The 16,746-nt window shown below is 67.4% G+C and carries 22 protein-coding genes; 7 read left to right on the plus strand and 15 right to left on the minus strand.

Translation table 11 applies throughout. The features are described from left to right. Positions 1 to 6: 6 nt before the first annotated feature. Genes arsC through arsH form a run of 4 tightly spaced genes read left to right on the plus strand, consistent with a single transcriptional unit; the run spans position 7 to position 2,683 of the window. The gene (gene arsC / locus ACP7CK_RS03145; protein WP_135196040.1) at positions 7 to 432 is read left to right on the plus strand and encodes an arsenate reductase (glutaredoxin); all 426 of its coding nucleotides are present in this window, start codon (positions 7 to 9) and stop codon (positions 430 to 432) included. Beyond that, complete coding sequence (arsB, locus tag ACP7CK_RS03150; RefSeq protein WP_165117337.1) at positions 429 to 1,514, plus strand: ACR3 family arsenite efflux transporter; 1,086 nt, start codon at positions 429 to 431, stop codon at positions 1,512 to 1,514. The genes arsC and arsB overlap by 4 nt, the downstream gene beginning before the upstream one ends. After that, entirely contained in the window at positions 1,514 to 1,930 is a 417-nt protein-coding gene (locus ACP7CK_RS03155) for a GNAT family N-acetyltransferase (protein WP_135196038.1), read from the plus strand. Before arsB ends, ACP7CK_RS03155 begins: the two co-directional genes overlap by 1 nt. Further along, on the plus strand, positions 1,931 to 2,683 hold the full coding sequence (arsH, locus tag ACP7CK_RS03160; RefSeq protein WP_426025078.1) for an arsenical resistance protein ArsH: 753 nt from the start codon (positions 1,931 to 1,933) through the stop codon (positions 2,681 to 2,683). A 541-nt stretch (positions 2,684 to 3,224) separates the two neighbouring features. Here arsH and ACP7CK_RS03165 read toward each other — a convergent pair. The 10 genes from ACP7CK_RS03165 to ACP7CK_RS03210 are packed head-to-tail and all read right to left on the minus strand — an operon-like array spanning position 3,225 to position 10,587. Then, positions 3,225 to 3,656 (minus strand): methyltransferase family protein, encoded by a 432-nt coding sequence (locus ACP7CK_RS03165; RefSeq protein ID WP_426025079.1) that lies wholly within the window; start codon positions 3,654 to 3,656, stop codon positions 3,225 to 3,227. A gap of 41 nt (positions 3,657 to 3,697) precedes the next feature. Then, positions 3,698 to 3,826, minus strand: a complete 129-nt coding sequence (locus ACP7CK_RS03170) for a hypothetical protein (protein ID WP_426025080.1) — start codon at positions 3,824 to 3,826, stop codon at positions 3,698 to 3,700. Then, complete coding sequence (cydB, locus tag ACP7CK_RS03175; protein WP_304937127.1) at positions 3,826 to 4,827, minus strand: cytochrome d ubiquinol oxidase subunit II; 1,002 nt, start codon at positions 4,825 to 4,827, stop codon at positions 3,826 to 3,828. Before cydB ends, ACP7CK_RS03170 begins: the two co-directional genes overlap by 1 nt. Then, positions 4,817 to 6,244 carry a cytochrome ubiquinol oxidase subunit I gene (locus ACP7CK_RS03180; protein WP_426025081.1) on the minus strand — a complete coding sequence of 476 codons (1,428 nt, stop codon included), beginning with the start codon at positions 6,242 to 6,244 and terminating at the stop codon, positions 4,817 to 4,819. The genes cydB and ACP7CK_RS03180 overlap by 11 nt, the downstream gene beginning before the upstream one ends. A gap of 9 nt (positions 6,245 to 6,253) precedes the next feature. Further along, a complete protein-coding gene (locus ACP7CK_RS03185) occupies positions 6,254 to 7,048 on the minus strand; it encodes a sulfite exporter TauE/SafE family protein (RefSeq protein ID WP_426025082.1) in 795 nt (264 codons plus the stop codon). Between the two features lie 8 nt (positions 7,049 to 7,056). After that, on the minus strand, positions 7,057 to 8,334 hold the full coding sequence (locus ACP7CK_RS03190) for an FAD-dependent oxidoreductase (protein WP_426025083.1): 1,278 nt from the start codon (positions 8,332 to 8,334) through the stop codon (positions 7,057 to 7,059). After that, positions 8,331 to 8,753: a TIGR01244 family sulfur transferase gene (locus ACP7CK_RS03195; RefSeq protein WP_426025084.1), complete on the minus strand. Its 423-nt coding sequence runs from the start codon at positions 8,751 to 8,753 to the stop codon at positions 8,331 to 8,333. Before ACP7CK_RS03195 ends, ACP7CK_RS03190 begins: the two co-directional genes overlap by 4 nt. A 29-nt stretch (positions 8,754 to 8,782) precedes the next feature. Further along, complete coding sequence (locus tag ACP7CK_RS03200) at positions 8,783 to 9,202, minus strand: DUF6691 family protein (protein ID WP_426025085.1); 420 nt, start codon at positions 9,200 to 9,202, stop codon at positions 8,783 to 8,785. After that, positions 9,199 to 9,633 carry a YeeE/YedE family protein gene (locus ACP7CK_RS03205; RefSeq protein ID WP_426025086.1) on the minus strand — a complete coding sequence of 145 codons (435 nt, stop codon included), beginning with the start codon at positions 9,631 to 9,633 and terminating at the stop codon, positions 9,199 to 9,201. The genes ACP7CK_RS03200 and ACP7CK_RS03205 overlap by 4 nt, the downstream gene beginning before the upstream one ends. 12 nt (positions 9,634 to 9,645) lie before the next feature. Then, positions 9,646 to 10,587, minus strand: a complete 942-nt coding sequence (locus ACP7CK_RS03210) for an MBL fold metallo-hydrolase (protein WP_426025087.1) — start codon at positions 10,585 to 10,587, stop codon at positions 9,646 to 9,648. 104 nt (positions 10,588 to 10,691) lie between these two features. Here ACP7CK_RS03210 and ACP7CK_RS03215 point away from each other — a divergent pair, with 104 nt between their 5' ends. Genes ACP7CK_RS03215 through ACP7CK_RS03225 form a run of 3 tightly spaced genes read left to right on the plus strand, consistent with a single transcriptional unit; the run spans position 10,692 to position 12,188 of the window. Further along, positions 10,692 to 11,351 (plus strand): peroxiredoxin, encoded by a 660-nt coding sequence (locus tag ACP7CK_RS03215; RefSeq protein ID WP_426025088.1) that lies wholly within the window; start codon positions 10,692 to 10,694, stop codon positions 11,349 to 11,351. Next, positions 11,348 to 11,767 carry an ArsR/SmtB family transcription factor gene (locus tag ACP7CK_RS03220; RefSeq protein ID WP_008259045.1) on the plus strand — a complete coding sequence of 140 codons (420 nt, stop codon included), beginning with the start codon at positions 11,348 to 11,350 and terminating at the stop codon, positions 11,765 to 11,767. Before ACP7CK_RS03215 ends, ACP7CK_RS03220 begins: the two co-directional genes overlap by 4 nt. A 25-nt stretch (positions 11,768 to 11,792) precedes the next feature. Then, positions 11,793 to 12,188, plus strand: coding sequence for a cupin domain-containing protein (locus ACP7CK_RS03225; protein ID WP_219354426.1), 396 nt, complete (start codon positions 11,793 to 11,795; stop codon positions 12,186 to 12,188). Between the two features lie 3 nt (positions 12,189 to 12,191). Here ACP7CK_RS03225 and ACP7CK_RS03230 read toward each other — a convergent pair whose 3' ends face one another. The 5 genes from ACP7CK_RS03230 to ACP7CK_RS03250 form a co-directional block, all read right to left on the minus strand. Then, on the minus strand, positions 12,192 to 13,685 hold the full coding sequence (locus tag ACP7CK_RS03230) for a L,D-transpeptidase family protein (RefSeq protein WP_426025089.1): 1,494 nt from the start codon (positions 13,683 to 13,685) through the stop codon (positions 12,192 to 12,194). A gap of 35 nt (positions 13,686 to 13,720) precedes the next feature. Beyond that, on the minus strand, positions 13,721 to 14,494 hold the full coding sequence (locus ACP7CK_RS03235; RefSeq protein ID WP_426025090.1) for a substrate-binding domain-containing protein: 774 nt from the start codon (positions 14,492 to 14,494) through the stop codon (positions 13,721 to 13,723). Continuing rightward, positions 14,494 to 15,393 carry an MBL fold metallo-hydrolase gene (locus tag ACP7CK_RS03240; protein ID WP_426025091.1) on the minus strand — a complete coding sequence of 300 codons (900 nt, stop codon included), beginning with the start codon at positions 15,391 to 15,393 and terminating at the stop codon, positions 14,494 to 14,496. Before ACP7CK_RS03240 ends, ACP7CK_RS03235 begins: the two co-directional genes overlap by 1 nt. Positions 15,394 to 15,457: 64 nt before the next feature. Continuing rightward, positions 15,458 to 16,108, minus strand: a complete 651-nt coding sequence (locus ACP7CK_RS03245) for a peroxiredoxin (protein ID WP_119412811.1) — start codon at positions 16,106 to 16,108, stop codon at positions 15,458 to 15,460. A 99-nt stretch (positions 16,109 to 16,207) separates the two neighbouring features. Continuing rightward, positions 16,208 to 16,732 carry a DsrE family protein gene (locus ACP7CK_RS03250; protein WP_426025092.1) on the minus strand — a complete coding sequence of 175 codons (525 nt, stop codon included), beginning with the start codon at positions 16,730 to 16,732 and terminating at the stop codon, positions 16,208 to 16,210. Positions 16,733 to 16,746 lie beyond the last annotated feature (14 nt).

A 16,746-nucleotide genomic window follows, 5' to 3' on the forward strand; every position in this document is an offset into this window, starting at 1 on the left:
GATCCCGTGGACATCGTCATCTATCACAACCCCGCCTGCGGGACGTCGCGCAACGCGCTCGAGCTGATCCGCCACGTCGGCATCGAGCCGCATGTCGTGCAGTATCTGAAGACCCCGCCGTCGCGGACCATGGTCGCTTGGCTGGCCGAACGGGCCGGCAAGCCGCTGCGCAATCTGTTGCGCGAGAAGGGCACGCCCTTCGCCGAACTGGGCCTAGGGGACCCGGGCCTGACGGACGATCAGTTGCTCGATGCGATCGAGGCCCATCCGATCCTGCTCAATCGCCCGATCGTCGTCAGTCCGCTCGGCGTCGGCCTGTGCCGACCGTCCGAGGCCGTTCTGGACCTCCTGCCCGCCGATGATCTCAAGCCCTTCACCAAGGAGGACGGCGAGGTCGTCATCGACGCCGCCGGCCAGCGGGTGAAGCGATGATCGACACCCGCGTGGAGGACGCTGCGCCGCGTCGCCTGTCCTTCCTCGACCGCTGGCTGACGCTGTGGATCTTCGTGGCCATGGGCCTGGGCGTGGCTATGGGGACGCTGGCGCCGGGCCTGCCGACCTGGGTCGACAGCCTCTCAATCGGCACGACCAATATCCCGATCGCCATCGGTCTGATCCTGATGATGTACCCGCCGCTGGCCAAGGTCCGGTACGAGGAACTGCCGCGCGTCTTCGCCGACAAGCGGGTCCTGGCCCTGTCCTTGTTCCAGAACTGGGTGCTGGGCCCGGTGCTGATGTTCGCCCTGGCGGTGATCTTCCTGCGTGATCAGCCGGAATACATGACCGGCGTCATCCTGATCGGGCTGGCGCGCTGTATCGCCATGGTCCTGGTCTGGAACCAGCTGGCGCGGGGCGACAACCAGTATGTCGCCGGCCTCGTAGCCTTCAACTCGATCTTCCAGATCCTGTTCTTCAACCTTTATGCCTGGATCTTCCTCACCGTCCTGCCGCCCTTGTTCGGCCTGCAGGGCAGCGTGGTGGACGTCAGCGTCTGGACCATCGCCGGCGCGGTGCTCGTCTACCTTGGCCTACCGTTCCTAGCCGGCTTCCTGACCCGACGCAGCCTGATCGCTCGCCGCGGCGCCGACTGGTACGAGCGGCGCTTCCTGCCGCGCATCGGGCCGATCACCCTGATCGCTCTGCTGTTCACCATCGTGGTCATGTTCAGCCTCAAGGGCGGGGAGGTGGTGGCTTTGCCGCTGGACGCCCTGCGCATCGCCATTCCCCTGACGATCTACTTCCTCGTCATGTTCGTGGTGAGCTTCCTCATGGGCAAGCTGATCGAAGCCGACTATCCGCGCACCACCGCCCTGGCCTTCACCGCGGCCTCGAACAATTTCGAACTGGCCATAGCGGTGGCCATCGCGGCCTTCGGCCTGACCTCGCCGGTCGCCTTCGCGGCCGTCATCGGCCCCCTTGTCGAGGTGCCGGTGTTGATCCTGCTCGTGTCGGTCGCGCTCTGGATGGGCCGACGCTGGTTCCCGGACACGGCCCCGCCGAAGGACGCCGGCTGATGGTCAGTCTGCATTTGGTCGACTCGACCGATGTCGATCTGATCGCGGCCCTGCGTGGCGAGAACCTGCCTGAGCCGGGCGCCGGGCGATACTTCAGCGCCGACCACTACGGCGCGGTCATCGGCTACGTCGGGCTGGAAGGGGAGCGGCGCGACCTGCTGCTGCGCTCCCTGGTCGTACTTGCCGACCAGAAGGCCCGCGGCCTGGGAAGTCGGGTGCTGGCCGCCGCCGAGACCACCGCCGGCGACCTGGGCGCTGCACGTCTGCACCTGCTCACCACGACGGCCGAGCGCTTCTTCACCGGGCGCGGCTTTGTAGCCGCCGATCGTGAGTCCGCGCCGCCCGCGATCCGGCAAACTCGCGAGTTCGCGGACCTCTGCCCGGCGTCTGCCGTCTATTTGACCAAGGACCTTTGAATGACGTTCACCCGTCTGCGTTCGCTGCCGGATCCGGATAACCTGCCGGCCCTGGACGCGGCCTATCTGTCCGCCGAGCCCGCCCGGGGATTGGGCTCGACCTACCCGGCGCCGCGGATTCTTCTCTTGTACGGATCGCTGCGCGAGCGGTCGTATTCGCGGCTCTGCGTCGAGGAAGCGGCCCGCCTACTGCAGCGCATGGGATGCGAGACCCGCATCTTCGACCCCTCCGACCTCCCCCTGCCGGGCGCGCCCGGCGACGACGACCACCCGGCGGTGCGCGAGTTGCGCGAACACGCCTTCTGGTCGGAGGGCATGGTCTGGTGCAGTCCGGAACGGCACGGCCAGGTCTCCGGGCTGATGAAGCTGCAGATCGATCACCTGCCATTGAGCCAGGGCGGCATGCGCCCGACGCAGGGCCGGACCCTCGCCGTCATGCAGGTGTCGGGCGGGTCGCAGAGCTTCAACGCCGTCAACACCCTGCGCCTTCTGGGCCGCTGGATGCGGATGATCACCATCCCCAACCAGTCGAGCGTGGCCAAGGCCTTCCAGGAGTTCGACGGGGCCGGCCGGATGAAGCCCTCGGCCTACTATGAGCGGATCGTCGACGTGATGGAGGAACTGGTGCGCTTCACCATTCTGGTCCGGCCCCACGCCGTCCAGCTCGTCGATCGGTATTCCGAACGAAAGGCGGAGGGCGTTCCGGTCGACGCCGCGTCCGATTTGTCATCCATCGCCATCGCGGCACAATGAGGTGCCGGGATCGGCGCAGTTAAGCTCGGTCATCGAACCCAAGCTCATGTCTGGTTCTCGGAACTTCGCCAATGACCGCTGTTGGCGCTTCGCCGACATGATTGGTCGATTAGGAGCCGCGAGGGCGACATGGATTCTTTCGAGCTGCTACGAATAGATGAGATGGACTCTGCAGCTCAGATTCGATTTAAATTACGCGTCGACTTGGCTGCCATGCCTCGAATGATCTCGAAAGATAGCGTCATCACTAAAATTTTATGACGCAATATTTCTTAGTGTTTTCAATAGCGTTATTGGGCGACGGTAGCCTAGTCGGCATGGGGTCGTCGTGCCAATAAAAAGAGCTTTGTAAACAACACTGTTGTTGTCATTAAGTAATCGAGTGGGAGTGAGGGGCGGTCATAAGGGGCGTCCCCTGACGAGATGATTGCGGAGTAATGAGCGGAGCATAGCTGCTTGGTTCACATGCCGCGCCCCGTAACCTCACGGTAGTGACGAAGCGACGGGATAGGGAGGCGTCTGTGGGCCGGGCGAAAGGTGATCACGACGTCATCCGCCGGCCTAGCCAGCGGCGCACCCGGCCCACGTACACAGACCACGCCGCGCCGAAGAGGGCCTCCAAGTGTCGTTCCTCGCGCCGGATGGCGAGACGGTCGGTGGCGAAGGCGGCGACGGGGGCGGCCACGAAGAACCAGGCGTTGTCGAACAGGCCCCCGAGGCCGAGCAGAAGCAGCCCGTTAGCGAGATAGATCGGGTTGCGGCTCCAGGCGAACGGTCCGGTCGTGACCAGAGCGGTCGCCGCCCGGTGCGGCAGGATGTTGGCGCGCCGCCGCCGCATCTCCAGCATGGCCCAGAGGTCCAGACCAAGGGCGAGCCCGACCAGGAGGCCGCCGGCGGCGAAGGCGCCGGGGAAGAGTGCGGGCGGAGTCCATAGACGCGCCGTGATGAGCGCGACAAGGACGGCGCCGCCCATGATGAGCGGCGGCCAGGGCCAGCGATTCGGCGCCTGCGGCCTCACCCGCCGGCCAGCTTGAGAACGCCGCGTAGCAGATAGGCGATCACGCCCAGGACACCCACGCCCAGCACCCAGAGGGCGACGAACCAAAGGCACTGCCGGAGCCCGTTTCTGGAGTCGCGACGCATCAGTGGTAACCGTCGTCGCCGACCTTGCCCCGGAACACCCAGTAGGCATAGGCGGTGTAGGCCAGGATGATCGGGATCAGGATCAGGGCGCCGACCAGCATGAACAGCTGGCTGGAGGCGGGGGCCGCGGCCTGCCAGAGGGTGATCTCGTCGGGCACGGCGTAGGGGAAGACGCTGACGCCCAGACCCGCGAAGGTGACGGCGAACAGGCCCAGCGACAGCAGGAAGGGCCAGACCTCGCGCTTCTGACGCATGGTCCAGAAGAAGGCGGCCGCGACGATCAGAACGAGCAACGGCACCTGGGCCGTCAGAAGCACGCCGGGCCAGTCGAACCAGCGCCGGGCGTATTCGCCGTCGAGGAAGGGGGTGGCCAGGCTGACCGCGCCGATCATCAGCAGGGTCGCCGGACCCAGTTTCCAAGCTTGGGCGCGGGCGTGGGTCTGGAGCGCGCCTTCCGTCTTCATGTTCAGCCAGGTGGCCCCCAGAAGGGCGTAGCCGACGACGACGGCGGCGCCGGTCAGCAGGCTGAAGGGGCTGAGCCAGTCCCACCAGCCGCCGCCATAGGCGCGGCCCGACACCTCGACCCCCTGCAGGATGGCCCCCAGGGTGACGCCCTGGGAGAAGGCGGCCAGCAGGGAGCCGCCGAAGAAGGCGACATCCCAGACGGGCTTGGCCCGCACCGTGCGCCAGCGGTATTCGAACGCCACGCCCCGGAAGACCAGGCCCAGCAGCATGGCGATGATCGGCGTATAGACCGCCGGCATCAACACGGCGTAGGCGAGGGGAAAGGCGGCGAACAGGCCGCCGCCGCCCAGGATCAGCCAGGTCTCGTTGCCGTCCCACACCGGGGCGATCGAGTTCATCGCCTTGTCGCGCTGATCGCCGGCCTTGAGCGTCGGGAACAGAATGCCGACGCCCAGGTCGAACCCGTCCATGACGATATAGGCGAAGACGGCGAAGGCCAGCAGGCCGGCCCAGACCAGGGTCAGATCAACGGTCATGATCGGTCTCCTCGCCGGTCGGGATGGGGCGGTCCGGGTCGATGGCGGGGGCGGGGGTGATGCCCGCCGTGCGGATCGGGGTTTCCGCCACGCCCGGCTCGTCCCGGTGCGGCGCATGGCTCATCAGACGCAGGATGTAGAAGACCCCGGCGCCGAAGACGGTGAAATAGACCACAGCGAAGGCGGCCAGGGAGGTTGCGACGGCAGGCGCGGCCAAGGGCGCGGCGCTGTCGGCGGTGCGCAACAGGCCGTAGACGGTCCAGGGCTGGCGGCCGACCTCGGTGGTGATCCAGCCCGCCAGCACGGCGACGAAGCCCATCGGCCCCATGATCAGGGCGAAGCGGTGCAGCCAGGGCGCATCGTAGAGGCGTTTGCGCAGGCGAGCATATAGCCCCCAGAGCCCCAGCAGCAGCATGGCCATGCCCAGGCCGACCATGACGCGGAAGGACCAGAAGACGATCTCCACCGGCGGCCAGTCGACGCGGGCGATGGTGTCAAGACCGGCCAGGGGCGCGTTCGGATCGTGCTTGAGGATCAGGGACGACAGCTTGGGGATCTCGACCGCGCCGTGGACGGTGGCCGCCTCGCGGTCAGGAATGCCGAACAGGATCAGCGGTGCCCCGTCCGGGTGGCTTTCGAAATGGCCTTCCATCGCCATGACCTTGGCGGGCTGATGCTCCAGGGTGTTCAACCCGTGCATGTCGCCGATGAAGATCTGGACCGGGGCGGCGACCAGGATCATGCCCATGGCCATGGCGAACATTTTGCGCGCCCCCTTGTTGGTCCGCTCCTTCATCAGGTGCCAGGCCCCGACCGCGCCGACCACCAGACCGGTGGTCAGATAGGCCGCCAGCAGCATGTGGGCGAGGCGATAGGGGAAGGAGGGATTGAAGACGATCTTGAACCAGTCGGCCGGTACGAACTGGCCGACCTCGTTGATGGCGTAGCCTTGCGGCGTCTGCATCCAGCTGTTGACCGACAGGATCCAGAAGGCCGAGGCGAAGGTGCCGATCGCGACCATCAGGGTGGCCAGGAAGTGCAGCTTCTTGCCGACGCGGTTCAGGCCGAAGAGCATGACGCCCAGGAAACCGGCCTCCAGGAAGAAGGCGCTGAGCACCTCATAGGCCATCAGGGGGCCGATGACCGGCCCGGCCTTGTCGGAGAAGACCGACCAGTTGGTGCCGAACTGGTAGGACATGACCAGACCCGAGACGACGCCCATGCCGAAGGCCACGGCGAAGATCTTCAGCCAGTATTTGAACAGGTTCAGATAGAGGTCTCGCCCCGTCTTCAGCCACAGGGCCTCCAACACGGCCAGATAGCTGGCGAGGCCGATCGAGAAGGCCGGAAAGACGATGTGGAAGGCGACGGTGAAGGCGAACTGCATCCGCGCCAGGATCAGGGCGTCAAGTTCCATGGTGTGGTCTCACCCGATCAGGCCGAGCGCGCCGGCGCTGCGGTAAAGCATATAGAAGGCGACGACGAAGATCAGCCCGGCGAACACCGTATTCAATAGGCCTTTTTGTCCCGACAGCGCTTTTGCGAGGCGCGCCCCCAACAGGCCACCCAGGACTCCGCCGCCAATGAAGACGGCTGCCAGCGGCCAGTCCACCCAGCCGTCCAGGGCGTAGTTGAAGGCCGTCGTCAGGCCGAAGGCCGTCACGCCGACCAGCGACGAGCCGACCGCATAGTAGATGGGCATGCGGGTCGAGACCATCAGGCCAGGGACGATCAGAAACCCGCCGCCGATGCCGAAGAAGCCGGACATGATCCCCGTCAGGGCGCCGGCTCCGACCAGCTTCGGCGCATTGCCCGGCGTCAGGACCACGTCGGGATCTCCGGTGGCCGAGCGGCCTTTCAGCATCAACACCCCGACCACCAACATCAAGACCGCGAACAGAGCCAGCAGCTTCTGACCGTCCACCGCCTTGCCCAGGCTGGAGCCGAGGAAGGCGCCGAAGACCCCGGCCAAGGCGAACAGGCCGGCGATCTTCCATTTCACCGTGCCGTGGCGCGCGTGGTTGAGCAGATTGGCGAAGGCGTTGGCGGCCACGGCGAAGGCGCTGGTGCCGATCGCCAGGTGCGGGTCCTTCACGCCGACCAGATAGACGATCAGCGGCACGGCCAGGATGGACCCGCCGCCGCCGACCAGGCCGAGGGTGAAGCCGACGAGCGAGCCGGCGCCGGCGCCGAGGCCGTATTGCAGCGGAGACAGGTCCATGATCAGGCTCAGGCGACGGCGGGACGAAATTGCGGTGCGGGCTCGACGTGCTCGGGACCCGCCATCCATTCTCGGCCCTTCAGCATGGCGGACCAGTAGATCTCCGGCAGCGCCTCGGACTTCAGCAGCCAGGCCAGGCGGGTCGGCTTGGTGCCGTCCAGAAGCCATTTCGGGAAGCTGGGCAGGAGCTTGCCGCCATAGCCGAACTCGGCCAGAACGATCTTGCCGCGCTCGACCGTGAGCGGACATGAGCCATAGCCGTCATAGACCGCCCGCATCGGCTGGCCGTCCAGCAGCGACAGGATGTTCTCGGCCACCACCGGCGCCTGTTTGCGGGCGGCCGCAGCGGTCTTGGCGTTGGGCGCCGAACAGGCGTCGCCCAGACCGAAGACGTTTTCGAACCGCTTGTGACGCAAGGTGGCGTCATCCACCTCGATCCAGCCGCTTTCGGCGGCCAGCGGACTTTCGCGAATGAAGTCCGGCGCGGTCTGCGGCGGGCAGACGTGCAGGAAGTCGAACTCGCGCCGCGTCTGGCGCACTTCGCCGTCCGCACCCGTCACGGCGAAGGTCGCGATCCGCGCCGGGCCGTCCACCGCGACAAGTTTCGACCCGAAGTTCAGGTCGATGCGATACTTGCGAACATATTCCATCAGCGCCGGGACGTAGTCCTTGACGCCGAACAGCACGGGTCCTGCGTTGTGGAATTCGATCTCGATGTCGTTTCGGCCGTTGTCGCGCCAGTGGTCGGCCGACAGATACATGGCCTTCTGCGGGGCGCCGGCGCATTTGATCGGCATGGGCGGCTGGGTGAAGATCGCCCGGCCGCTGTGCATGGCCTGCACCAGTTTCCAGGTGTAGGGCGCAGTCTCGTAGCCGTAGTTGGAGGTGACGTTGTTGCGCCCCAGGGTTTCGGCCAGGCCAGGGATGGCCGCCCAGTCCAGCTTCAGTCCCGGCGCCGCGACCAGCATCCGGTAGCCGATCCAGCGGCCGTCGGTCAGTTCGACGCGATCGTGGAGGGGGTCGAAGGCCGCGACCGCGCCCCGCACCCACTGGGCGCCTTGGGGGATCAGATCCTCGGTGCGGCGCTGGGTCCGCTCGGGCGTGAAGACGCCGGCGCCGACCATGGTCCAGCCGGGCTGATAGTAGTGATGTTCGGACGGCTCCACGATGCGAACATCGAGGCCTGGGCGGCGGCGCAGGAGGCTGGCGGCCGTGGCGATGCCGGCGGATCCGCCGCCGACGATCAGGACATCGCAGGACTCCAGGGGGGCGTACTGGGCGCTCATGACGCGGCTCCTTCAAGACGGGGACGCAGGGCGCCGAGGTCGTAGCCGGCGCTCTTGGCGCGGGCGATCAGATGATCGGGGCTCTCCGAGCCGGCGTTCGTGAGCGCCCACAGGGTGGTCGTGCGCGTGCCGGTGCGGCAGAAACCGAACACGGGCTGGGGCAGGTCAGCCAGAGCCTCGCGGAAGTCCGCCACGTCCTGGTCGGAGATGGCGCCGCCGACCACGGGAACGTGGGCGAAGGCGAGGCCGGCGGCCTTGGCGGCCTGGCGCAGAGCCTCGGCGCTGGGCTGGCCGGGCTCCTCGCCGTCGGGTCGGTTGGAGATCACCGACCGGAAACCCTGGGCCGCGATGGCGGGCAGGTCTTCCGGGGCGATCTGGGGCGAGGCGGATAGGGCCTCGTCCAAGGGGCGGATATCCATGGCTTTGTCTCCCTAGGGTCTTTTCTGGTTCAGGCGTTTCGGTCGAGCGTCAGGCGGAACAGCGCCATGCCGGCCACGAGGGCGCCGACGAAGACAAAGGCCTGCCAGGCGCCGGTCGTCAGGGCCGCCAGCGCCGGGCCGGGGCACAGGCCGACCAGCCCCCAGCCCAGGCCGAACAGGACGGCCCCGCCGACCAGAGGGGTGTCGATGGTGCGGCTCTCAGGCACATGGAAGGTCTCGGCCGTGACCGGCGTCTCCATGCGACGGCGGATCAGATAGGCGATGGCGGAGGGGATCAGCGCCCCGCCCATGACGAAGGCCAGCGAGGGGTCCCAGGCGCCCGTCACATCCAGGAAGGCCAGGAGGCGGGCCGGATTGATCATGTCGGACACCACCATGCCGGCGCCGAACAGCAGGCCGCACAGGACGGCGACGATCAGCCGGTTCATGCCAGGCCTCCCAACAGGTGGCGGGTGACGAAGACGGTCAGGGCCGCGACGGCCATGAAGACGCCGGTGGCGACGATGGAGCGGGGCGACAGGCGGGCCAGGCCGCAGACGCCGTGGCCGCTGGTGCAGCCCGAGCCCCAGCGGGTGCCGAAACCGACGATCAGGCCGCCGAGCATCAGCAGCCAGATGTCCGAGGTGATCTGCACCTCGGGCCTACGGATCAGCGCCGAGGCCAGGGCCGCGCCGCCCAGCAGGCCGGCGATGAAAAGCAGGCCCAGGGTGCGCGGCGCGCCTTTCGACAGGCCGGTCGCCGCGGCGGTCAGGCCGGAGATCCCGGCCACGCGCCCGTTCAGCAACAGATAGAGACCGGCGGACAGGCCGACCAGCAGGCCGCCGGCCAGCGGCCAGACGAAGGGGATGGGCTCAAGCATGGGGGGCTCGTCTCACAGCGCGTTCAGCGGGACCTTGAGGTAGCGCACCCCATTGTCCTCGGGCTCGGGCGGGCGGCCGCCGTTCATGTTCACCTGGACTGACGGCAGGATCAGTTTGGGCATGGGCAGGGTGGCGTCGCGCTGGGTGCGCATGGCCACGAACTCGTCCTCGCTGACGCCGTCGCGGATATGGATGTTGCCGGTGCGCTGGGCGCCGATGGTGGTCTCCCAGGCGAACTCGGTCCGGCCCGGCGGCGCCTTGTAGTCGTGGCACAGGAAGACCCGCGCCTCGTCCGGCAGGGAGGTCAGGCGATGGATCGAGCGATACAGGGTCCCGGCGTCGCCGCCGGGGAAGTCGCAGCGCGCCGTGCCGTAGTCGGGCATGAACATGGTGTCGCCGGGAAAGACAGCGTCGCCGATGACATAGGCCAGACAGGCCGGGGTATGGCCGGGCACATGCAGGACCGTGGCCTTCAGTCCGCCGATCTCGAACCGGTCGCCGTCGTTGAACAGATGGTCGAACTGGCTGCCGTCGCGGCGGAAGTCGGTCCCTTCGTTGAAGATCTTGCCGAACACCGCCTGGACGGTGAGGATCTCATGGCCGATGGCCAGCTGACCGCCGAGCTTTTCCTGGAGATAGGGGGCCGCCGACAGGTGATCGGCGTGGGCGTGGGTCTCCAACAGCCACTGGACCGTGAGACCTTCGGATTTCACGTAATCAATGAGGGCGTCCGCCGAGGCGTGGGCGGTGCGGCCGGACGCCGGATCGTAGTCGAGCACGCTGTCGATGATGGCGCAGACGTCGGAGCCGGGATCGCGCACGACATGGCTGACGGTGAAGGTGGCCTCGTCGAAGAATGACTTGACGACAGGGCGCTGGCGAGGATCGCCCAGCGCGGCGCGCACGATGTCGGCGGCGTGGTCGCGGGCGGGATCGGGGGTGGGCGAGGACATGGCGTGTCTCCGTTTCGGTGACTCAACACATATACCCATTCATAGTTCGTGCAAGTATGTATTTTAATGTGGCGGAAACGGTGGGAAGCGCTTAGCTTGGGGCCATGGAAACGACCGACGCCGCGCCGACCATCTATCCCGCCGCGATGCGCGCCCTGCGCATCAACGACACAGCGCCGGACTTCACCGCGCGCACGACCCAGGGCGAAAAGCGCCTGAGCGACTACCGTGGACGCTGGCTGGTGCTGTTCTCGCATCCGGCGGACTTCACGCCGGTCTGCACCAGCGAGTTCGTGGCGCTGGCAAGGCAGGCCGACGCCTTCGCGGCGATCGACTGCGATCTGATGGCCCTGTCGGTCGACAGCCTGTATTCGCACCTGGCCTGGCTGAAGGACATTTACCGCCGCTTCGGCGTGAAGGTGCCGTTCCCGATCATCGAGGATCCCTCCATGGCCATCGGCCACGCCTTCGGCATGGTGGACGCCGGCTCGAGCGACAGCGCGACGGTGCGCGCCACCTTCGTGATCGATCCCGAAGGCGTGGTGCGCGCCATCAGCTGGTACCCGATGAACATCGGCCGCTCGGTTGATGAGCTGCTGCGTCTCGTCACCGCCTTGCAGACTTCTGACCGTGAGGCGGCCTCCACGCCGGCGGGCTGGACGCCCGGCGACGCTCTCCTGGAGCCGGCCGCCACCACCCTGGACGCCGCCATCGCCGACGGTGACGGCGATGCGCCCTGGTACTACCGCGAGCGCCGCGCATGACCGACGATCAAGCGGCCGCCATGGAGCGGCTGAAGGAAAAGGCGCCGGAGGCCGCAGAACTGCTGCGCCAGTTGGCCAACGCCAACCGGCTGCTGATCCTGTGCCATATCGCCGAGGAGGAACGTTCGGTTGGCCAGCTCGAGGCGGACCTGGGCATCAAACAGCCGGCCTTGTCCCAGCAACTAGCGGAGCTGCGCCAGTACGGTCTGGTCAAGACGCGCCGTCAGTCGCGCTCAATCTTCTATTCGATCGCCGACGAGCGGGCCCAGGCGGTCATGGGCATGCTCTATGAGATCTTCTGCGGCGATGCGAAGGCGGTCGGCGCGCGCGTCGCCGCCCCGGCGCCCCGCCCATCGACGCCGGCTCGCGGCGACACGGCGCAATTCGCGCGCATCACCGCCGTCGCGCGTCGCTGACGGCCAACCCGCACAGGAGACTCTCGTGAAGGGCTTCATCGACAATATCGAACGTCTGACGGAAGAGAACACAGACTTTCGCCGTGTTCTCTACACCGGCCACAATCTGCAGCTCGTCCTCATGGCCATTCCGCCCGGTCAGGAGATCGGCGAAGAGGTCCACGACGACCGCGACCAGTTCTTCCGCATCGAGGCGGGCGAGGGCGAAATCTGGATCGATGGCGTTCGTCACGCCGTGAAGGCGGACGACGGGGTCATCGTCCCTCAGGGCGCCCGGCACAATGTGGTCAGCACGGGGTCCGAGCCGCTTCGGCTCTACACCCTCTATGGTCCGCCGGAGCATCTCGACGGGACGGTTCACGCCACGGTGGAAGAGGCCTCCGCCGACCACGAGCATTTCGACGGCCGCACGACCGAATAGCCGTCAGGGGCCGACGTCGTCCGCATCGGCGCGCCGGTCGTCGGGCCGCGGCAGGTGCAGGGCGATGCCCAACGCCTCCGCCAGACGGGTGTCGCGACGATAGATGTCATCGCGAAAGGCGACGCGGCCTTGGCCGTCCAGGAAGGCGGTCCAATACAGCAGGCGCACGTCGATCGGCCGACCGGTCGCCACCCGGACGGTCTGGCCGCTGTCCAGCGCGGCGTCGAAGCGGGCCAGCCTTTCGGGGTCGGGCGCCAGCAGAAGTCGGGCGAAGCCGACGGCGTCCTGCACCCGCACGCAGCCGTGGCTGAGATGGCGGAAGCTCTGGTCGAACGCACCCCGCGACGGGGTGTCGTGCAGGAAGATGGCGTAGCTGTCCTGAAGCTCGAACTTGACCTGGCCCAGGGCGGCGTTCGGGCCGGCGCGCTGAACCACCATGCCGTTCTGGATCGTCATGTTGTTCGCCCGCATATAGGCGGCGCCGCGCGGCAGGATCTCGCGCTGGGCGATGGAGGTCGGGACCGTCCAGGGCGGATTAGCGACGACCGAGGCGAAGGGCCGTTCGAGGCTGGGCGTCGCATTGTCCGCGTCTCCCGTCACGACCCGCATCGAATGCACGGGCCGATCATCCTTCCAGTAGACCATGATGGAGGCGGCGGTGTTCACCTCGATCCGTTCCGGGGCCACGTCCCGCTTCAGCCAACGGCGGCGTTCCAGATTGAGCGCGATCTGGCGAGCACGGGCCTCGGCCGAAATCGACAGCGCCCGCTGGGTCGCCGGGCCGATGCGGGCGTCCGCTTCCAGACCGTGGCGCACCTGGAACGCCCGAACGGCCTCTTGCAGAACGGAGCCGTAGTCACCGCCAGACGGGCCGACCATCGCGGCGGCGGCGTCGCTCAGATCGCCTTCCACCCGAAGGCGCGGCAGGAGGGCGGGAAGGCGGGGGTCGGACGCAAACGGTTCGATCGTTGCGCCCAGGGCGAAGGGCGGCCAACCGCCGCGGTCGGCGATGGCGCGATAGCGGAGGAAGCCGTCGCACAGGCCCTGATAGCCGCGGTCCTGGGGCGCGAGGCCCGCCATCGTCTCGGCCAACGTTCCGTCGTCGACCGCCGTCGCCAGCAGCGGCGGCGTAGCGACCTGGTTGCGACCCATCTCCCAAAGCGTCTCCACCGATGCTGGATCGACCCGGCCATGCGCGAGCGCCTCGGCCAGGGTCAGGATGGCCTGTGTCAGCTCGGCTTCGCCTAGGGCGAGGCCGTCGGGCGCTGATAGGCCGTGGCGGTCCGCCAGGGCCAAGGCGTCCATGGCTTGCCGGCGCGCTGGCCCCGCCCAGGCCGGGCGTCCGCCGCGGGCGGCGTAGAAGGCTGCGGTCAGGGCGGTGATGTTCAACGCGGCGGGCGCCGATACGGCTCGCGCGGTCGTCGAGAGCCAGAGCGGCGCCGCGGCCGCCGCGAGCAGGTGTCGGCGGTTCAGGGTGAAGGAGCGACGGTTGGCCATGCCGCCGACACCGCGGGGTTCACCTTAAGGCAGGCTTAAGGTTGGCCGGTCCGCCAACCCCAACGCGCGAAGATGGCGGCCCCCTCATCGGACTTCAGAAATTCAAGGAACGGCTGGGCGTCGGCGTCCTGGCGGCCGGTCTCGGTCACAACGGCGCCGGCGTCGCGGTAGATGCGATAGGGCTCTTCGACCTCGACCACATCAGCGAGGTCCGGATTGGCGACCTGCCAGATGCCCCAGATGATCCAGGCGTCCAGCGTCGGGTCGTCGATCCAGGCCTGTCGGGCCTCGGCGCTGTTGCGGGCGTAGACGACGATGTTGCGACGCAGCGCGCGCACCTTGGCGATGTCGCCGGTGCGACCGGCCATGTCCTCCCACAGGCCGTTCTGGCCCGCGCCGTTGACGACCAAGACACGGCGACCCGGCTGGAAGAGATCCTCCAGGCCGCCGATGCCGTTCGGATTTCCCGGCCGAACGAGGACGGAGGCGGTGCGCAGATAGAGCGGCTCGACCGCCTCGGCGCGGATGCGGCCCTCCAGAGCGCTGACGAAGTCGGTCATCATCGTCTCGGAGCCTGAGAAGATCAGGTCGCCGTCCGCCTTGGCCTGGCCCAGCCATTGGGGCGTGGGTCCGGCGACGACGGCCACGGCGCGACCGGTGCGCGCTTCATAGGCCTTCGCCGCTTCGCGCATGGCGGGGGCGGGGCCGCCCGGACCGTAGACATGAAGAGGATCGGCGGGCGTCTGGGCGTGGGTGGCCAGGGCCGTCGCGCTCAAAAGGGCGGCCAGGGCCAGGGTGGAAAGACGCATCAAGAGTTCTCCTGGGGCGGGGCGAAGTGATTGGCGGGGATCTTGAAATAGACCCGCCCATCTGGCGCGGGCGGCGGCAGCACCCCGCCGCGGATGTTCACCTGAAGCGCGTAGAGCATCAGGTTCGGCAAGGGCAGGGTGGCGTCCCGCCCGTCGCGAAGCCGCACGAAATCCGCCTCTCCGCGTCCGCCGCCGACATGGATGTTGTCCGCCTTCTGCTCTCTCACGGTGCTGAAGCAGGCGGGCTCGCGGCCATCGGGACCGTAGTCGTGGCCGACGAAGACGCCGGTCTCCTCGGGCAGGGCCAGGATGTCCTGGATGCTTCGGTAGAGGGCCTTGGAGTCGCCGCCCGGAAAGTCGGCGCGCGAGGTGCCGGCATAGGGCATCATCAGGGTGTCGTGGACGAAGGCGTTGCCGCCGATCACATAGGTGATGGACGCCAGGGTGTGGCCTGGGGAGAAGATGACCCGCCCCTGCAGGTCGCCGACAGCAAACGTATCACCCGCCTGGAAGAGACGGTCCCACTGGCGACCGTCGGTTGGGAAGTCGTCGTCCAGGCCGTAGATGTCCTTCCACAGCCTCTGGACGCCGATGACTTTTTCGCCGATCGCAGTGGGGGCCTCCAGCTTCTCGTTGAGGTAGGGCGCGGCGGAGAAGTGGTCGGCGTGGGGATGGGTGTCCAGCAGCCATTCGACGGTCAGGCCTTCCGCCTTGACGTAGTCCAGGATGGCGTCGGCGTTGCGGGTCGAGGTCGCCGCCGCCTTCTCGTCGAAATCCCAGACCGGATCGATGATCGCGCATTTGCGGCTGACCGGGTCGGAGACGACATATTGCCAACTGCCGGTCTTCTTGTCGTGGAGCGCCGCGATGCGCGCTCCGCCGTGGTCGATGATCTGCATGAAGGCTCCGTTTGGTTTGCGAAGAAAAGGGCCGGACCGCTTGCGCGGCCCGGCCAGCGTCCGATCAGGCGGCTTTCGGGGCGTCGGGGAGGTCGCGCGTCGAGAAATACCAGTCGGTGTAGACGTAACCCTCGGAGGCGCGGGCCTCAGCCGCCTCGGCGGTCTTGGGTGGGGGGACGATGGCCGGTTGGCCAGGGCGCCAGTTCTCAGGCGTCGCGACCCCGTTGGCGTCGGACGCCTGGAGCGCGGTGAGCAGCCGAACGAACTCTTCGATGCTGCGGCCATTGCTCATGGGATAGTAGACCATGGCGCGCAGCTTGCCTTCCGGATCGATCAGGAAGGTGGCGCGAACAGCCGAAGTGTCAGCCGCCCCGGGGTGGATCATCCCGTAGGCCTGGGCCACCTCCATCTTCAGATCCTCGATGATGGGGAAGGGGATTTCGACGCCGAACTTCTCCTTGATGTTCCGGGTCCAGGCCAGGTGCGAGAAGATGCTGTCGATCGAGAGCCCCAGGAGCTCGCAGTTCATCGCGGCGAATTCATCCGCGTGCTTGGCGAAGCCAATGAACTCGGTCGTGCAGACCGGGGTGAAGTCCGACGGGTGGGAGAAGAGGATCAGCCATTTGCCGCGGTAATCGGCCAGGCTGCGGTCCCCGTGCGTGGTGCGGGCGTGAAAGTCGGGGGCGGGTTCGTTGAGGCGGGGCAGTCCGGTCATGTCGATGTCTCCTTCAGACGCCCCATTGAACACTTACATACACACTTACACAAACTAATAGTTTTTATGGCCAGGGAAGGTTCCGTCTATGCCGAGCCGTCAGTTCACAACCAGGGCATATCCAGCCTGCTGGTGGTGGATGACTGTCATCAGGGCGGCGAGATCGACGCTCACGCCCGGTTCGAGGTCGGCTTGCATTATGCCGTTCCCCGCCATGGCCTGGCCGCACAGCCGAACCTGGACGCCGGCGGCGATGAGGCTGCGGATCAAGGCGCTGTTGGGGTTGGCGTCCCCCTTGCCGCTTGCGGCCCAGGCGGCGTCGGAGAGGACCGCAGGGGTGGCGGCGCCGTGCAGGACGACCACGATCTGACGATGGTCGGCGTCCACGCCGCCCGCCGCCAGCATATTCGCCAGCCGCGCGACGCGATCCAGTCCCTTCAACGGCCTGTCGTCCGGACCGCCCTGGGACACGTCGAAGATGACCCGATAGACGCGCGACGGATCCGGCTGTTCGCCGGCCTCGGGCAGGGGCTTGAAGCCGCCGAAGCCTGAAACAGCCTGAGCGAAGCTCGGGGAGGCCGCCAGGGAGGCGGCCAGGGACAGGGCGAGGAGGAGGGTTTTCATGGCGGGTTCCGGTG

Source organism: Brevundimonas sp. TSRC1-1 (genome assembly GCF_049898245.1).
GTDB classification, from domain to species: domain Bacteria; phylum Pseudomonadota; class Alphaproteobacteria; order Caulobacterales; family Caulobacteraceae; genus Brevundimonas; species Brevundimonas mediterranea_A.

Excerpts from the sequence above, each read along its gene's own strand:
- ACP7CK_RS03245 (WP_119412811.1), bottom strand. The coding sequence starts at position 16,108 with ATGACCGGACTGCCCCGCCTCAACGAACCCGCCCCCGACTTTCACGCC.
- ACP7CK_RS03250 (WP_426025092.1), bottom strand. The coding sequence starts at position 16,732 with ATGAAAACCCTCCTCCTCGCCCTGTCCCTGGCCGCCTCCCTGGCGGCC.
- ACP7CK_RS03215 (WP_426025088.1), top strand. The coding sequence starts at position 10,692 with ATGGAAACGACCGACGCCGCGCCGACCATCTATCCCGCCGCGATGCGC.
- ACP7CK_RS03180 (WP_426025081.1), bottom strand. The coding sequence starts at position 6,244 with ATGGAACTTGACGCCCTGATCCTGGCGCGGATGCAGTTCGCCTTCACC.
- ACP7CK_RS03230 (WP_426025089.1), bottom strand. The coding sequence starts at position 13,685 with ATGGCCAACCGTCGCTCCTTCACCCTGAACCGCCGACACCTGCTCGCG.
- ACP7CK_RS03220 (WP_008259045.1), top strand. The coding sequence starts at position 11,348 with ATGACCGACGATCAAGCGGCCGCCATGGAGCGGCTGAAGGAAAAGGCG.
- arsB (WP_165117337.1), top strand. The coding sequence starts at position 429 with ATGATCGACACCCGCGTGGAGGACGCTGCGCCGCGTCGCCTGTCCTTC.
- ACP7CK_RS03165 (WP_426025079.1), bottom strand. The coding sequence starts at position 3,656 with ATGGGCGGCGCCGTCCTTGTCGCGCTCATCACGGCGCGTCTATGGACT.
- ACP7CK_RS03200 (WP_426025085.1), bottom strand. The coding sequence starts at position 9,202 with ATGAACCGGCTGATCGTCGCCGTCCTGTGCGGCCTGCTGTTCGGCGCC.
- ACP7CK_RS03205 (WP_426025086.1), bottom strand. The coding sequence starts at position 9,633 with ATGCTTGAGCCCATCCCCTTCGTCTGGCCGCTGGCCGGCGGCCTGCTG.
- ACP7CK_RS03195 (WP_426025084.1), bottom strand. The coding sequence starts at position 8,753 with ATGGATATCCGCCCCTTGGACGAGGCCCTATCCGCCTCGCCCCAGATC.
- ACP7CK_RS03210 (WP_426025087.1), bottom strand. The coding sequence starts at position 10,587 with ATGTCCTCGCCCACCCCCGATCCCGCCCGCGACCACGCCGCCGACATC.
- ACP7CK_RS03185 (WP_426025082.1), bottom strand. The coding sequence starts at position 7,048 with ATGGACCTGTCTCCGCTGCAATACGGCCTCGGCGCCGGCGCCGGCTCG.
- arsH (WP_426025078.1), top strand. The coding sequence starts at position 1,931 with ATGACGTTCACCCGTCTGCGTTCGCTGCCGGATCCGGATAACCTGCCG.
- cydB (WP_304937127.1), bottom strand. The coding sequence starts at position 4,827 with ATGACCGTTGATCTGACCCTGGTCTGGGCCGGCCTGCTGGCCTTCGCC.
- ACP7CK_RS03240 (WP_426025091.1), bottom strand. The coding sequence starts at position 15,393 with ATGCAGATCATCGACCACGGCGGAGCGCGCATCGCGGCGCTCCACGAC.
- ACP7CK_RS03155 (WP_135196038.1), top strand. The coding sequence starts at position 1,514 with ATGGTCAGTCTGCATTTGGTCGACTCGACCGATGTCGATCTGATCGCG.
- ACP7CK_RS03190 (WP_426025083.1), bottom strand. The coding sequence starts at position 8,334 with ATGAGCGCCCAGTACGCCCCCCTGGAGTCCTGCGATGTCCTGATCGTC.
- ACP7CK_RS03235 (WP_426025090.1), bottom strand. The coding sequence starts at position 14,494 with ATGCGTCTTTCCACCCTGGCCCTGGCCGCCCTTTTGAGCGCGACGGCC.
- ACP7CK_RS03170 (WP_426025080.1), bottom strand. The coding sequence starts at position 3,826 with ATGCGTCGCGACTCCAGAAACGGGCTCCGGCAGTGCCTTTGGTTCGTC.